The following is a 14573-nucleotide window of genomic DNA, read 5'->3' as shown; positions in this document are numbered from 1 at the left end:
CAATCCGCATAGATTATTTGAATAGGCCGCCATTCCTACTATGGGTTGAGTCTATCAACTGTCCAGTCCGTATTGTCGCTTTCGCGGCGCCACACAAACCGATCATGCAATCGGCTTGCGCCGTCACACCAAAATTCGATCTCTACGGGTGAAATCCGATATCCACCCCAATGCGGAGGGCGTCCGGGGTCTTCACCCAACTTTTCACTCATTCTTTGCGCCTGTTCTTCCAAAACGCCCCGATTGTCCAGTGGCGAAGATTGATCGCTCGCCCATGCGCCCACTCGGCTGAACACGCTTCGCGTTTTGAAGTAGGCATCGGACTCCGCCGCCGTCACCTTGGAAACCGTCCCACGCACGCGGATTTGACGACGTAGCGTTTTCCAGTGCATCACGAATGCGGCCTTGCCGTTAACGTCAACCTCACTTGCCTTTGCGCTCGTGTAGTTGGTAAAAAACACAAACCCAGCGTCTTCGATATCTTTCAAAAGCACCATCCGCGCGTTGGGCATGCCATTCGCGTCAACGGTCGACAATGCGATCGCGTTCGGGTCATTGACCTCGGCCGACTTCGCTTCTTCAAGCCAAGCCTTAGCGATTGCAAAAGGATCATCCCCTGCAAAAACGCCGCCGCGGTCCGAAGATAATTCTATCGGCTTCATTGCGGTACTCTGTATTTAAAGCCGTTCCCGGTCGGCTGAGTTTACACGACATTATTTTGAGTCCCAAATCAAGCAGAACTTAGGAATAACCTTGGGTTTAGTGACGAAAGGGTGAGATTTTTCACAATTTAGATACACTTTTGTTTTCAAAGTCTCAAAATCGGACATTTTAATAGCCACTCTTGCAGCCTCACCTGCCTTGGCGTAAACGATAGGAACCTCAAGACGGGTAAGGAGCAGGGCAATGAATTCTGGAATTATGCACGGCAAACGTGGTCTCATTATGGGTGTCGCCAACGACAAATCCATCGCTTGGGGCATCGCGAAAGCCTGCCACGAACAAGGCGCAGAGCTTGCGTTTTCATACCAAGGCGAAGCTTTGGGCAAACGCGTTAAGCCGCTGGCAGACAGTATCGGCTCTGATCTGGTGCTGGAATGCGATGTGACAAATAACGAAAGCATCGACGCGCTCTTCGCGACCCTGCAAGAAAAATGGGGCAAGCTGGACTTCGTAGTTCACGCCATTGGCTTTTCTGACAAAAACGAATTGCGCGGTCGGTATGTGGACACGTCTCAAGACAACTTCCGTATGACAATGGACATTTCCGTTTATTCCTTCACCGCTGTGGCCCAGCGTGCGGAAAAGATGATGCCAGATGGTGGTGCTCTTCTGACACTCACCTATTACGGCGCTGAAATGGTCATGCCACACTACAACGTCATGGGCATTGCTAAGGCTGGCTTAGAAGCCTCCGTGAAATACCTCGCCATGGACCTCGGTCCGAAAAACATCCGCGTGAATGCGCTGTCCGCTGGCCCGATCAAAACTTTAGCAGCATCAGGCATCGGCGATTTCCGCTACATTCTGAAATGGAACGAGCTGAATTCGCCGCTGCGCCGCAACGTGACCACAGACGACGTGGGCAAATCAGGCATGTACTTGTGTTCTGATCTGTCCTCTGGAGTCACAGGCGAAAACCATCACGTTGACGCAGGGTATCACGTGGTCGGCATGAAAGCCGAAGACGCCCCTGACATCGACGTGGTCACTGGCCGCAAATAATCACAACTGGGATGCGGTTCTGGCCAAAACCGTAATCGCGTCCCAATCCTTTGCTGCGACCAAATCCTTTGGCGCGACCCAAGATCCCCCAACGCAACGCACATTCGACAACGCAAGGTAATCATTTGCGTTTTTTGGCGAAACACCACCCGTTGGACAGAACGTAATTTGCGGTAAAGGTGACGCTAAGGAACCGAGCGCTTTGGCCCCGCCAGATACCTCGGCGGGGAAAAACTTCTGCACAGAATAGCCGCGCTCCAGCAACTTCATCGACTCGCTGGCTGTGGCTGCCCCTGCTAATAACGGTAACCCTTCTGCTTCGCATGCTGCAATCAAAGCGTCTGTGGCCCCTGGGGACACACCAAACTGCGCGCCTGCGGCCTTAGCGTTTTTCACGTCTTCAGGGGTAAGCAAGGTCCCTGCCCCCACAACACCGCCGTTCACTTTGGCCATCTGGGCAATCGCTTGCAATGCTCCGTCGGTGCGCAATGTGACCTCAAGTGCGGGCAATCCACCCGCCACCAACGCCTTGCCCAGATCGAACGCCGCACTGACATCTTCCACCACCAGCACGGGCACCACGGGGGCCAAACTGCATATCTCCAAATTCCGTTTACTTGCTTCAATCGCTGTAATCATGGCTCTATCCTTTAAAATTCAAATACGCTGGCACCATCGCGGGCTGCACCCGTGCGGTCACGAAACACAGCAAACAATTCACGCCCCACGCCAACAGCGTCGAACATTTCTGGATGGACGACTTCCCGCTCCAAAACGCTCGGATCAACTGACAGAATCCCCGCTTCGGCATCCACCGTCACAACATCCCCGTCCTGCAAGAACGCAATCGGCCCGTTGTCCACCGCCTCTGGGCTCACATGAATGGCCGCTGGCACTTTGCCAGAGGCACCCGACATACGCCCATCACTGACCAACGCCACCTTGATCCCGCGATCTTGTAACACAGTTAAACACGGCGTCAGTCCATGCAACTCTGGCATCCCATTCGCCTTTGGCCCCTGATAGCGCACGACAACAACCACATCACTGTCAAATTCCCCCGCCCGAAACGCCGCCACCACGGACGCTTGGTCATGAAACACGCGGCACGGTGCAGAAATCACGCGCCGTTCTGGCGCAACGGCCGACGTTTTCATCACTCCGTGCCCAAGGTTCCCTGTCAGTGCTGACAGCCCGCCGGTTTCCTGAAACGGCGCTTCTACGGATGCGATAATCTTGTCGTTCAGAGACACATCCGTGCCTTCTTCCCAAACCAACACGCCATCAATCAATTTCGGCTCTTTTGTGTAATGCGCCAACCCATGCCCCGCCACCGTCAGCGTATCATCATGCAACAGCCCAGCGCCTAGCAATTCGCGCACCACCAGCCCAAGGCCACCCGCCGCATGGAAATGGTTCACATCCGCCAGCCCATTGGGATAAATCCGCGTCAACAGCGGCACCACATCTGCGATATCCTTAAAGTCTTGCCAATCGAGGATCACGCCGCTCGCCCGTGCCATGGCGATGAGGTGGATTAACAGGTTTGTCGATCCACCTGTGGCCATCAGCCCGACAATCCCGTTCACATAGGCTTTCTCGTCCAGAATATCGCTGACAGGTGTGTACGAATTGCCCAGATCAGACAATCCTGCCGCAATCTTCGCACCCTCGGTGGTCAGCGCTGCGCGCAGCGGCGTGTTTGGGGCCACGAAACTGCTGCCAGGCAAATGCAGCCCCATAAACTCCATGAGCATCTGGTTGGTATTCGCTGTGCCGTAAAACGTGCAGGTCCCCGCCCCATGATAGCTCGCCATTTCCGCCGCCATTAGTGCGTCGCGATCACATTTTCCTTCGGCAAAATCCTTTCGCACCTGCGTCTTTTCATCGTTGCCCATACCAGACGGCATAGGCCCCGCTGGTAAAAACACCGCTGGCAGATGCCCAAACCGCGCTGCCGCAATGACCAGTCCCGGAACAATTTTATCGCAAACACCCAAGTATACTGTTGAATCAAATACATTGTGCGACAAACCAATCGCCGCCGACATCGCAATGGCATCGCGTGAAAACAACGACAGCTCCATTCCATCCTGTCCCTGCGTGACCCCATCACACATAGCTGGAACCCCCGCCGCCACCTGCGCCGTGGCTCCAACACCGCGCACTGCATCCTTGATGTGATCGGGATATGCTGCGAACGGATGATGCGCCGACAGCATATCGTTATAAGCAGTGATGATCCCCACATTCGCGCCGCGCCCTTTGGCGAGCGCATCCTTGTCTCCCTCCATTGGGGCATAAGCATGGGCTTGGTTCCCGCACGACAAATGCGCCCGCTTTGGTCCATCAGACCGCGCCGCCGCCATTTGCGCTAGATACTTGGATCGTGCCTCGGCAGACCGCGCAGAAATACGCGCCGTCACTTCGTTGATTGTGGCGTTTAAGGTCATCTAGCACTCCGTGTTTACTATTTACGTTATCGCTAACGTAACATCATTTAACCCGCGCCATTGATAAACTCAACCCCCTTCCCACCGCTCGCCCGCCATAGTATCAACGCCACACAACATTTCTTAATGCGAGTCTCTGCTGCCATGTCCGAAAACCGTCTGCCCCACGAAAAAGGCTTCCACATCTCTTGGGATCAAATTCACCGCGACAGCCGTGCATTGGCTTGGCGATTGGATGGAAAAGGCCCTGACAATGGGGATTGGCGTGCAGTTGTGGCGATCACCCGTGGTGGCATGGCCCCTGCGATGATTGTTTCCCGCGAATTGGATATCCGCACCGTCGATACAATTTCCGTCATGTCCTACCACGCAGGCGGTGGCGCCGCGAATGAACGACGCGAAGCAAAAGTTCTCAAATCCCCAGATAGCGAGTTGATGGGCGATGGCACTGGTGTGCTGATCATCGACGATCTGGTGGATTCGGGCAAAACGCTGGAATTGGTGCGCAAATTGTACCCCAACGCCCACTTCGCCACCGTTTACGCCAAACCCGAAGGGGAACCGATGGTGGACACGTTTATCACTGGCGTATCCCAAGACACATGGATTTTCTTCCCGTGGGATATGGCGCTGCAATACGTTGAACCCTATCGCGGTGCATAAGCCGTGAAGAAAAACAGCCTCGCGCCTGAAACACTCGCGGCACAAGCACTGCGCCACATCGACGAAGCAACGGGCTCCGTTGTGCCGCCAATGCTCGCAACATCCACCTTCGCGCGGGATGAAAACTACGATCTGCGTGAAGGCTATATCTACTCTCGCTATGCGGGCCCGACGACCACGCACGCAGAAGAGATCATCGCCGCGCTCGAAGGTTCGGATGATAGCCTCTTGTTTAACTCTGGCATGTCCGCCTCTGTGGCCGTGGTGGAGGCCTTACCGCCACAAGCACATGTGGTTGCGCAAGGTATGATGTACCACGTTGGCCTGCAATGGCTTGACCGCCAAGCAGCACGGGGCGTCATTAGCCTTGATCACTTCCCTGCGGGTGATCTCGACGCGCTCGCAGACCAAATCCAGCCTGGCAAAACCAAACTTGTTTGGATCGAAACCCCCGCCAATGGCGATTGGTCCATCACCGATATTGCTGCCGCCGCAGAATTGGCCCACGCCGCAGGCGCAATTCTTATGGTAGACAGCACCGCCGCCCCGCCCTGCACGCAAAAACCGCTCGATCTGGGCGCAGACATCTCCTTCCACTCCGCCACCAAATACATGGGCGGGCATTCCGACTTCACCGCAGGCGTCTTATCCGCCCGTACCGATTTGCATATTTGGGACGAAATCCGCAACGTGCGCAGCTTCCAAGGCACAATCTTGCCTGCCTTCGAAGCATGGCTTCTGATCCGCTCCCTGCGCACACTCCACATCCGCTATGCAGCCTGCTCCAGCAATGCCATGGCTTTCGCCAAACACTTTGCTGCGCATAGGGATATTGAAACCGTCCTCTACCCAGGCCTGCCAACTCATCCCAGCCATCACGTTGCCGCCAACCAAATGCACAACGGCTTTGGGGGCATGATGTCGATCCTGATCAATGGCAAAGACAATCGCGCGTTTGAGATGGCCAAGAAAACCGAACTCTTTATCCCCGCCACATCTCTTGGCGGCGTAGAAAGCCTCATCGAACACCGCCGCACCGTTGCAGGCCCAGACAGTGGCATCCCAGACAACCTGTTGCGCATTTCTATCGGCATCGAACACATCGACGACTTGATCGCTGACTTTGAACAGGCCCTTGGGGCCACAGCGCATCTTGGCTAGCGGTTTCACTTTTCTTGGTACGCCCATCATTATTGACGGCACGCTGATCCTTGTTTGGTTAATTGTTTTCTTAGCAGGTATTTTTCGCGGCTTTGCAGGCTTTGGCTCTGCCCTGCTCGTTGTGCCCGCGCTGGCCTATGTTTACGGCCCAGCCCAAGCCATCGTGATCGAAGTCATCATCGAAATTCCTGTCGCACTGGGCCTAGTTTTCGGGGCGCTAAAACACGCAGAGCGCAAAGCGGTTTTGCCGATGCTGTCTATGTTCGTGATTTTTGTCCCGACGGGCGCATTTTTTGCCAGCATGATCGACCCTCAACCGCTCAAAATTGCTATCTCGATCCTCGTGCTCGCCATGCTCGTTGTCATCGCCCAACAAAAACGCCTCGCCGCCTTTATCACCCCGACGGGCACATATCTCGCAGGGGCGTTTGCAGGGTTGACCCAAGGCATGACCGCAATCGCTGGTCCCGTGTTTGCAACGGCAATCCTCGCACGCGGCGCACCGTCTCAGCAGGCGCGCGCCAATATCGTATGTCTGGCAGGGGGGCTCATCGGTTTGGCCTGCTTCAGCTTTTGGGCCGTAGGCTTGATAACATGGGCCACCGTCGCCTATGCCATCCTCGCCATGCCTGCCCTCATGCTCGGCGTCTGGGTCGGTGCGCGTCTGTTCAATCGCCTGTCAGATTGGAATTTGCGCCCGATCATGCTCGGGTTTGTCGCCATCACCGCGCTCGCCACATTGGCCCAAGCACTCACATAACCGCTCGCAGGGCGACACTTTCACCGATATAACACACCCAAATCAATCCAAAGGAGACTTCACATGTCCAACATCCAACGTTCCCACTCTAACGGTCGTATGTCCCAAATGGTCATCCACGGTGACACAATTTATCTCGCAGGCCAAGTGGCCGCCGAAGGGGAATCTGTAACCGCCCAAACTCAAGGCATCTTGCAACAAATCGACGATCTCTTGGCCGAAGCCGGCTCTGACAAAACCAAAATCCTCATGGCGCAAATCTGGCTTGATGACATGTCCGACTTTGCCGAAATGAACGCTGTCTGGGACGCATGGGTTCCCCAAGGCCACGAACCTGGTCGCGCTGCGGGTTCTGCGCATCTGGCGACACCTGGTTTTAAAGTTGAAATCATGATCACTGCCGCAAAATAACGGCATTGGGCCGCGCCTTACAAACGGTGCGGCCCACACAAACCCAACAAACCAGACGCACCCCCCTGCTTCTTCTGGCCGGAAATATCCAAAATCTAACATCACAGCCAACACAGGCACCTCGATGAAAACCCTGTCCCAATCCCCAACAGACACCGCATTCGTTCAAAACCCCTACCCGTTTTACGACCGTGCCCGCGCCGCTGGGGATCTGATTTTTTGGGAAGACTACAACCGCACCTGCGCCACCACGCACGCGGCTGTGAACCATTTCTTACGCGACAAAAACTGGGGCCGCGAAGTCCCTGCAGAATTTGCAAAACCCATCCCACCCCACATCCAACCATTTATGGATATCGAAGCCCATTCCATGCTGGAACTTGACGCCCCGCGCCACACACGGCTGCGCGCTCAGGTTATGCGTGCGTTCACATCGCGGCGGATCAAATCCCTCGCCCCTGAAATCGAAACGCTGGCCAATTCGCTGATCGACAGCTTCGGCCCGACCGTCGATCTCCTGCCCGAATTTTGCACCCCAATTCCCGTCACCATCATCGCCCGCCTAATCGGCGCCCCAGAAGAGGACGCCCACCTCCTCCTCGATTGGTCCCACAAGATGGTGGCGATGTATCAAGCCAGCCGCACCCGCGCTGACGAAGACGCCGCCGCCAGCGCCAGTCGCGCCTTTGCTGATTACATCAATGACATTGCAACGGCGCGAAAAACCGCGCCCAAAGATGATCTGATCACAGCCCTGATCGCAGAACTAGGTGATAAACTTTCACCCGAAGAGCTTACCACCACTTGCATCTTGCTGCTGAACGCAGGCCACGAAGCCACAGTTCACGCCATCGCCAACGGGGCCAAAGTGCTGCTGGAACATAATGCGGCACCAACAGATGCGAGCCTAGAGGAAACCTTACGGTTCGATCCGCCCCTGCATTTGTTTGAACGCCATGCCAAATCAGATTGCACCGTGTTTGGCCAAAACTTCAAACGGGGCGATACCGTTGCCTGCCTGCTTGCCAGTGCAAATCGGGACGACGATGTGTTTGAAAATGCGGCCCAATTTCAACCCAACCGCAGTCCTAACAAACTGGTCAGCTTTGGCGCAGGCATTCACTTCTGCCTTGGCGCACCGCTCGCAAGATTGGAAATGCAAATCGCATTGAAAACCTTATTTGTCCGCTGCCCCAACATGAAATTGCGCGACCAACCGACATATGCAGACACATACCATTTCCACGGCCTCACGGCCTTGAACGTCCGTCTTTAAACAGATTTCCGTGCATTCAACGCAGCTGAAATCGTGCCGTCATCCAGATAATCCAGCTCACCGCCGATGGGCACACCTTGGGCGAGCGACGTGACCGCGACCCCCGCTTCTTCCAACTGGTCGGCAATGTAATGCGCCGTGGTCTGCCCATCCACCGTGGCGTTCAGCGCAAGGATCACCTCTGTAACCTCTTCTGCCAGAACCCGTGAAATCAGCGATGGGATGCGCAACTCTTCCGGCCCAACCCCATCAAGGGCCGACAGGGACCCGCCCAACACATGATAGCGTCCTTTGAACACCGCAGTGCGTTCCATGGCCCACAAATCAGCCACATCTTCGACCACACAAATCTGCCCGTTTCCGCGCCGTTGGTCCTCACAAACGTCACAACGGTCTCTCGTGCCGATGTTCCCACACACCACACATTCGCGTGCCGTGGCGGCCACAGCAAACATGGCGTCTGCCAGTGGTGTTAGCAACAACGCGCGTTTCTTGATCAGGTGCAAAACCGCCCGACGCGCAGATCTTGGCCCCATGCCCGGCAACTTCGCCAGCAAAGCAATCAGCGCGTCGATTTCTTGGTTATTGCTGCTCAAAACGGCAGCTTCATCCCCTCGGGCAGGTTCAGCCCTTCGGTGATTTTGCCCATTTCGTCTTTCTGCATTTGGGCGGCTTTGGCCTGCCCGTCTTTGATCGCCGCAACGATCAAATCTTCCACAACTTCTTTGTCAGATGGTACAAACAGGGACGGATCAATCTCGATCCCTTTCACATCCCCTTTGGCGGTGACAGTGACTGTCACCATGCCAGCGCCCGCTTCGCCTGTGGTTGTCATTTCATCCAGCTTGGCCTGCGCATCGGCCATTTTGCCTTGCATTTCCTGCGCCTGCTTCATGATCTTGGCCATATCGCCAAGCCCGCCCAAACCTTTCAACATCGTTGTTCTCCTGTGAAATATGTTTCGTTGTAGTTAGCGTTTTAAACCCAAAGAAACAAGTTAACGGGCCGCCAAACGCCCAACAAACCGCCAGCCCCAGATCATCGCTGCCGACCCTGCCAAAACCGCCGCCAATGCCTGCCCATACACAACACCCGGTGCTGCCAACCACAGGCCCATCAGCACGCAACAGGGATAAATCAAGATACCATCACGGAACCAATTGCAGAATGTGGAATAGATCGGCTTGCCCAAATTGTTAAACGCAGCATTCGATACAAACAACGCGCCCGCAAACATATACCCACCTGCGCCGATCAGCATAAACGCCAAGAACACATCACGTGACAAACCTTCGAGCCCGAACAGATTTGCAACTGGATCGCGCAGCAGGATCAACAGCCCCCAAGACAGCACCGTGTAGATCGCGCAAAAGATCAGCGCGTCTTTGTAGGTTTGCTTCACGCGGTCCATTTGCCCTGCACCAAAGTTCTGGCCAATGATCCCACCAATGGCACCAGACAAGGAAAATATTCCCCCAAACGCCAGCACGGCGATGCGGCTGACCACGGCCCAACCCGCAACCGCTGCATCACCATAAGCACTGATCACCTTGGTTAAGATATAGTTGCCAAATGGTGTGGAAAGTTGCGTCATCACCGCTGGAATTGCGATGGCCACAAACGGTTTAAACAGGGTGCGCAGCGTCTCACGCGAAACGGGCCCTACCATATCGTGAATCCGTACCACAAACCAAATGGACAGGATCGCCGACACTGTACGCGACACAACGATGCCCCATGCAGCCCCTTCAAACCCCCAACCAAGACCGAGGATAAACAGCGGGTCCACCACCATCGCCACCAGTCCAGCGGACATAGTCACAGACATGGATCGCACAGCATCCCCAATAGAGCGCAACACGGCAGAACCGACCATACCAAGCGCCATAAACGGCAAGCTCGGAACCGAGATCATCAAAAACCGTGCCGCATCTTCCAGCGTTTGTCCTTCAGCCCCTGCAAAGGCCAGAATTTCGCGCCGAAACACCAGCACGATCCCCGCCGTAAGCAATTGAAACACAAAGGTATAAAGTGCCGCCGACGTGGTTTGTTGCCGTGCCAACTCCAGCTTACCTTGGCCGATGGATTTGGACACCAGCGCCATGCTTGCGATCATCAATCCAATGCCGGTGGAAATGGTGAAAAACTGGATGGTCCAGCCAAAGCCAAGAGCCGCAACCAACCCTTCATCGCCAAGCCAACTGACCCAAAACAGGGTCGTCACATCCACCAGAAACATAAACACAAGGCCAAGCGACCCCGTTAGTGTCATCACCACAACATGGCGCATTGTTGATCCTGACAGGAACCGCGCCTTGTCGCCCATTGCGGCCATTATTCGCCCGGCTCCGCTGCGAAACGGCGCGAAAACACAGTTTCATTTCCAGGCACCGGATGGCGCGGGATCATCAACGCAAGAGCGAGCGAAATACACGCCACACTGGCTGCGAAAATGAACACTGCAGCAGGTGACATCAGCCACAAATACCCCAACATCGCAGGCAACAGAACCGCACCAATATGATTGATCGTAAACGCCACCGCCGCCGTAGGCGCAATATCCGCAGGGTCCGCGATTTTTTGGAAATATGTCTTTTGCGCAAAGGCCAAGGCAAAGAACAAATGGTCGATGACGTACAGGCTCGCCGCAATCACAACACCCCATCCAAACATGTAAATCCCACCGTAAGCACAGAACACGATGATCAGCCCGATATATTCAAACGCCAGCGCATTGCGCTCGCCCACTTTGGACACAAACGCGCCCATCAAGGGCGCAAAAATCATATTGGCCACATAGTTGATCAGGAACAGCGCCGTGACTTCATGCACTTCGAATCCGAACCGTTCCACCATCATAAAGGCCGCAAACACCATAAAGATTTGTCGCCGCGCGCCCGATGCCGCTTGCAGCGAATAATATAGCCAATAACGGGCGCGAAACACCATCTGCGTGTGCTGTTTTACGGGTGCTTCGAAGGTGGGATAGGCGAACCAGCAAAACAGCGTCAGCAATAAGGCCAAACCACCACCCGCGAGATAGATCGTGTTGTAATCCCAGCCCAAAACTTTCCAAACAAGCATGATAAAGCCATAAGCAAACAGGCTCGCACCCGATCCAACGGCCACATACCAGCCAAGGACTTGTGGCGCGCGTTCTTTCTTAATCCATTGTAATTCCAGAGACATTTTCACAGTCTCATAATAGTGAAATCCAATGGAGCCGATCAGCGTTGTCACCAACAACCCGCCGAAGGTTGGAAACCATGCGGTCACAGACACCGTGATTGCCAGCAACAACAGAGACATCACCGCAAGCGCCTGCTCGCGGATGTACCACAGCACATAAATGACCCCGATAGCCAAAAATCCTGGAATTTCGCGCAAAGAGTGCAGCCAACCAATGTTGCTGCCATCAAAATTCGCGACTTCAATTACAAAATTGTTCAACAACGCCATCCACGTGGAAAACGCCAGCGGCATCACAAACGCCATAACACCCAGCAACACCCAAGGCCGCCGCCACATGGGCAAACTGTCAGCGTCTAATACTCGTACAACATTGTCTTGCATGCCCCACCCCTACGCCTGTCGCACAAGAATGGCGAGCGCATTTTGCTCTGCAACGTAACGTTCTGTTTTTTGGAAAGGCTTACGCCGCTGTCAAAACACCCGCATCAAGGCGCACCATACGATCCATGCGTGCGGCCAGTTCAAGGTTATGAGTCGCGATCAACGCCGACATCCCCGATGCACGCACCAACGCCATCAACGCCGCGAACACTGTGTCTGATGTGCCTGGATCAAGGTTTCCTGTGGGTTCATCCGCCAGCAAAACCGCTGGTTTATTGGCCAAGGCACGGCAAAACGCCACGCGCTGTTGTTCCCCGCCTGACAATTCTGCGGGACGATGCCCAATGCGATCTTTCAGGCCGACCGTTTCCATCAATTGTTCTGCATGAGCCTGCGCATCGCGCTGGGAAACCCCATTGGCCAATTGCGGCAACACCACATTTTCCAGCGCCGTAAACTCCTGCAACAGATGGTGGAACTGATACACAAATCCAACGTCCTGACGACGCAGCCGCGTGCGGGCCCGATCCCCCGATCCCACCGCTTGGCCACTGATCTCCACCGATCCTGTATCTGGGGTATCAAGCAGCCCTGCAATATGCAGCAGCGTCGACTTCCCAGCACCAGAGGGCGCAACCATCGCCACAACCTCGCCCGCGGCCAGTGTGAAATCCACACCGTTCAACACCTTCACTTCGGTCGGCGCCCCAAGGTTATAGCCTTTGGTGATCCCGCTTAATTTCAACGCATCATTCATAGCGAAGTGCCTCCACAGGATTCATCCGTGCCGCGCGGCGTGCGGGGAAATACGTGATCCCAAACGACAGCCCCAGCGACAGAACGACCGCGCTTAATACATCACCCAATTCCAATTTGGCAGGCAAATGCGACAACAAGCGCGTGGACGGGTCCCAAACGCCACCCCCTGCAATTGTGTTCACAAAGCCAAAGATCGGATCAATGTAGATCGCGAACAAACAGCCAAGGATCACGCCCATCGCCGTGCCAACCAAACCAATGGACGCACCACAGATAAAGAACACCCGCAAAATCGACCCCTGCGTCAGCCCCATCGTGCGCAAAATACCCACATCACGGCCCTTGTTTTTCACCAGCATAATCAGGCCCGATACAATGTTCATCGACGCAATCAGCACCAGAATAGACAGGATGATAAACATAATATTATCTTCCATTTCCAACGCGCGGAGGAACCCACCAGACGCATTCTTCCACGTCCAAACCAGCGAATTTGGCCCCGCTGCAAGGGTCAGTTGATCGACAAAACCGTCCACCTTGTCAGGATCAGCGATCATCACTTCGAACTCGTCCACTTGCCCATCACGGTTAAAGAAACTCTGCGCCTCCGCCAGCGGCATATATACCCGTGTTTTGTCGATATCCCATCGCCCGACACCAAAGATATAAACCACTTCATAAGATCCAACCCGTGGGCTGGTTCCAACCACCGTTTTAATCCCATCAGGTGAAATCAGCGTGATTTTATCCCCAAGGGCAAGGTTCAATTCCCGCGCAATGCCAACGCCAATGGCAACGCCTTTGTCAAAATTGCTCAATTCGCCCAGTTGCGTTTCTGGCTCCACAACCAGCGGAATGCCCAAAACATCCTCGTATCTTTGGCCCAGCACCTGAATTCCCGTGTTGCGCCCATTGGCCGATGCCATCACTTGCCCGTTCACAATGGGGGCTGCGCGAACAACACCAGGCACTGCCTTGAGCTCCGTTGCCGTTTCATCATAATTTTTGAATGTTGTTACCGTGCGACCGTCCCCATCCAAATGAGGCGACACATAAACCGAAGCATGGGCATTTGCGCCCAGAATGGTGTTGGTGAACTCCACACGAAACCCTGTACGAACCGCAAGAGTTGCGATCAGCGCAAACACCGCCAGCGTGATACCGATCAACGAAATCCACGTCATAACGGACACGCCGCCTTCACGGCGTTTGGCGCGCAGGTATCGCCAAGCGATCATCCATTCAAACCGCGCAAAAGGGGCTGTGGTGCTCATGGATTAACATCCTCTATCCGTCGTTTTACTTCGGGTGTTTTGTTGCGGCGAAACACCCGACCAAGGCCTGCAAACAGCCCAAATCCTGCGAAGAACCCGCCAAGGGCAAAGATCAAGCCGTCAAAATCAATTGGTATGGCAGGGCGATATGCCGCCCACGCGCGGGCCACAATTCCGCTATCTGAAAATCGAAACACATGGCGCAAACGGGTAAAGGCATCGGCCCCTTCCAGCGCGATCAAATCGCTTTCCAATCGGTATAGGCGTTTGAAACTGCGTATCATATCCGTGCGCCGCGCCACTTGAAAATCATTGCCTGTCATCGACGCCAAAGCCTCTTCACGGGTCATGCCAACGCTGGTCGCGCTTTTGTCAAAATCCGCAGCCACAAGGCGCAATTCATCAACCGCTCCGCCCAATCGCTGCACGTATTGCTGCGAAAACTCGGGAAACTGCGATGCACCGACCAACAGGGCCGCCCCACCGCAAAGATTGATAACTCGTCCCATCGGACCGCC

At 54.8% G+C, this 14573-nt stretch carries 16 protein-coding genes; 6 read left to right on the top strand and 10 right to left on the bottom strand.

All coding sequences use genetic code 11. The features are described from left to right. Positions 1-38: 38 nt before the first annotated feature. The gene (pdxH, locus tag QBD29_RS05775) at positions 39-662 is read right to left on the bottom strand and encodes a pyridoxamine 5'-phosphate oxidase (protein WP_280100363.1); all 624 of its coding nucleotides are present in this window, start codon (positions 660-662) and stop codon (positions 39-41) included. 244 nt (positions 663-906) lie between these two features. Here pdxH and fabI point away from each other — a divergent pair, with 244 nt between their 5' ends. After that, positions 907-1725 carry an enoyl-ACP reductase FabI gene (fabI, locus tag QBD29_RS05770; RefSeq protein ID WP_280100362.1) on the top strand — a complete coding sequence of 273 codons (819 nt, stop codon included), beginning with the start codon at positions 907-909 and terminating at the stop codon, positions 1723-1725. On the opposite strand, the gene eda is transcribed toward fabI, so the two are convergent. Together eda and edd are read right to left on the bottom strand one after the other, a co-directional pair. Further along, complete coding sequence (gene eda, locus QBD29_RS05765; protein ID WP_280100361.1) at positions 1726-2364, bottom strand: bifunctional 4-hydroxy-2-oxoglutarate aldolase/2-dehydro-3-deoxy-phosphogluconate aldolase; 639 nt, start codon at positions 2362-2364, stop codon at positions 1726-1728. It abuts the gene before it with no gap. Positions 2365-2375: 11 nt separating this feature from the next. After that, positions 2376-4178, bottom strand: a complete 1803-nt coding sequence (edd, locus tag QBD29_RS05760) for a phosphogluconate dehydratase (protein ID WP_280100360.1) — start codon at positions 4176-4178, stop codon at positions 2376-2378. A gap of 144 nt (positions 4179-4322) precedes the next feature. Between edd and gpt the strand changes: the two genes are divergently transcribed. The 5 genes from gpt (at position 4323) to QBD29_RS05735 (ending at position 8449) form a co-directional block, all read left to right on the top strand. Continuing rightward, entirely contained in the window at positions 4323-4841 is a 519-nt protein-coding gene (gene gpt, locus QBD29_RS05755; RefSeq protein ID WP_280100930.1) for a xanthine phosphoribosyltransferase, read from the top strand. Between the two features lie 3 nt (positions 4842-4844). After that, positions 4845-6002 (top strand): PLP-dependent aspartate aminotransferase family protein, encoded by a 1158-nt coding sequence (locus QBD29_RS05750; protein ID WP_280100359.1) that lies wholly within the window; start codon positions 4845-4847, stop codon positions 6000-6002. Further along, complete coding sequence (locus tag QBD29_RS05745) at positions 5995-6762, top strand: sulfite exporter TauE/SafE family protein (RefSeq protein WP_280100358.1); 768 nt, start codon at positions 5995-5997, stop codon at positions 6760-6762. The genes QBD29_RS05750 and QBD29_RS05745 overlap by 8 nt, the downstream gene beginning before the upstream one ends. 63 nt (positions 6763-6825) lie before the next feature. Beyond that, positions 6826-7173, top strand: a complete 348-nt coding sequence (locus tag QBD29_RS05740) for a RidA family protein (protein ID WP_280100357.1) — start codon at positions 6826-6828, stop codon at positions 7171-7173. A 124-nt stretch (positions 7174-7297) separates the two neighbouring features. Further along, positions 7298-8449, top strand: coding sequence for a cytochrome P450 (locus QBD29_RS05735; RefSeq protein ID WP_280100356.1), 1152 nt, complete (start codon positions 7298-7300; stop codon positions 8447-8449). On the opposite strand, the gene recR is transcribed toward QBD29_RS05735, so the two are convergent. The 7 genes from recR to QBD29_RS05700 all read right to left on the bottom strand — a co-directional run bounded on the left by recR (position 8446) and on the right by QBD29_RS05700 (position 14564). Continuing rightward, positions 8446-9045, bottom strand: a complete 600-nt coding sequence (gene recR, locus QBD29_RS05730) for a recombination mediator RecR (RefSeq protein WP_280100355.1) — start codon at positions 9043-9045, stop codon at positions 8446-8448. The genes QBD29_RS05735 and recR overlap by 4 nt on opposite strands. Further along, positions 9042-9386 carry a YbaB/EbfC family nucleoid-associated protein gene (locus QBD29_RS05725; RefSeq protein WP_280100354.1) on the bottom strand — a complete coding sequence of 115 codons (345 nt, stop codon included), beginning with the start codon at positions 9384-9386 and terminating at the stop codon, positions 9042-9044. The genes recR and QBD29_RS05725 overlap by 4 nt, the downstream gene beginning before the upstream one ends. Before the next feature lie 60 nt (positions 9387-9446). After that, entirely contained in the window at positions 9447-10784 is a 1338-nt protein-coding gene (locus QBD29_RS05720; RefSeq protein WP_280100353.1) for an MATE family efflux transporter, read from the bottom strand. Next, positions 10784-12022 carry an MFS transporter gene (locus QBD29_RS05715; RefSeq protein ID WP_280100352.1) on the bottom strand — a complete coding sequence of 413 codons (1239 nt, stop codon included), beginning with the start codon at positions 12020-12022 and terminating at the stop codon, positions 10784-10786. The genes QBD29_RS05720 and QBD29_RS05715 overlap by 1 nt, the downstream gene beginning before the upstream one ends. A gap of 79 nt (positions 12023-12101) precedes the next feature. Beyond that, the gene (locus tag QBD29_RS05710) at positions 12102-12779 is read right to left on the bottom strand and encodes an ABC transporter ATP-binding protein (protein WP_280100351.1); all 678 of its coding nucleotides are present in this window, start codon (positions 12777-12779) and stop codon (positions 12102-12104) included. Then, positions 12772-14055, bottom strand: a complete 1284-nt coding sequence (locus tag QBD29_RS05705; RefSeq protein WP_280100350.1) for a lipoprotein-releasing ABC transporter permease subunit — start codon at positions 14053-14055, stop codon at positions 12772-12774. Before QBD29_RS05705 ends, QBD29_RS05710 begins: the two co-directional genes overlap by 8 nt. After that, positions 14052-14564: a DUF2937 family protein gene (locus QBD29_RS05700; protein WP_280100349.1), complete on the bottom strand. Its 513-nt coding sequence runs from the start codon at positions 14562-14564 to the stop codon at positions 14052-14054. Before QBD29_RS05700 ends, QBD29_RS05705 begins: the two co-directional genes overlap by 4 nt. Positions 14565-14573 lie beyond the last annotated feature (9 nt).

This window comes from Amylibacter sp. IMCC11727, assembly GCF_029854195.1.
GTDB lineage: Bacteria > Pseudomonadota > Alphaproteobacteria > Rhodobacterales > Rhodobacteraceae > Amylibacter.
The sequence above is the reverse complement of the archived record's forward strand: the minus strand, read 5'-3'. Positions and strand labels throughout refer to the sequence as shown.

Bases quoted from the DNA above. Each gene is read 5' to 3' on its own strand.
- pdxH (WP_280100363.1), bottom strand. From the start codon at position 662: ATGAAGCCGATAGAATTATCTTCGGACCGCGGCGGCGTTTTTGCAGGG.
- fabI (WP_280100362.1), top strand. From the start codon at position 907: ATGAATTCTGGAATTATGCACGGCAAACGTGGTCTCATTATGGGTGTC.
- eda (WP_280100361.1), bottom strand. From the start codon at position 2,364: ATGATTACAGCGATTGAAGCAAGTAAACGGAATTTGGAGATATGCAGT.
- edd (WP_280100360.1), bottom strand. From the start codon at position 4,178: ATGACCTTAAACGCCACAATCAACGAAGTGACGGCGCGTATTTCTGCG.
- gpt (WP_280100930.1), top strand. From the start codon at position 4,323: ATGTCCGAAAACCGTCTGCCCCACGAAAAAGGCTTCCACATCTCTTGG.
- QBD29_RS05740 (WP_280100357.1), top strand. From the start codon at position 6,826: ATGTCCAACATCCAACGTTCCCACTCTAACGGTCGTATGTCCCAAATG.
- QBD29_RS05735 (WP_280100356.1), top strand. From the start codon at position 7,298: ATGAAAACCCTGTCCCAATCCCCAACAGACACCGCATTCGTTCAAAAC.
- QBD29_RS05725 (WP_280100354.1), bottom strand. From the start codon at position 9,386: ATGTTGAAAGGTTTGGGCGGGCTTGGCGATATGGCCAAGATCATGAAG.
- QBD29_RS05720 (WP_280100353.1), bottom strand. From the start codon at position 10,784: ATGGCCGCAATGGGCGACAAGGCGCGGTTCCTGTCAGGATCAACAATG.
- QBD29_RS05715 (WP_280100352.1), bottom strand. From the start codon at position 12,022: ATGCAAGACAATGTTGTACGAGTATTAGACGCTGACAGTTTGCCCATG.
- QBD29_RS05710 (WP_280100351.1), bottom strand. From the start codon at position 12,779: ATGAATGATGCGTTGAAATTAAGCGGGATCACCAAAGGCTATAACCTT.
- QBD29_RS05705 (WP_280100350.1), bottom strand. From the start codon at position 14,055: ATGAGCACCACAGCCCCTTTTGCGCGGTTTGAATGGATGATCGCTTGG.
- QBD29_RS05700 (WP_280100349.1), bottom strand. From the start codon at position 14,564: ATGGGACGAGTTATCAATCTTTGCGGTGGGGCGGCCCTGTTGGTCGGT.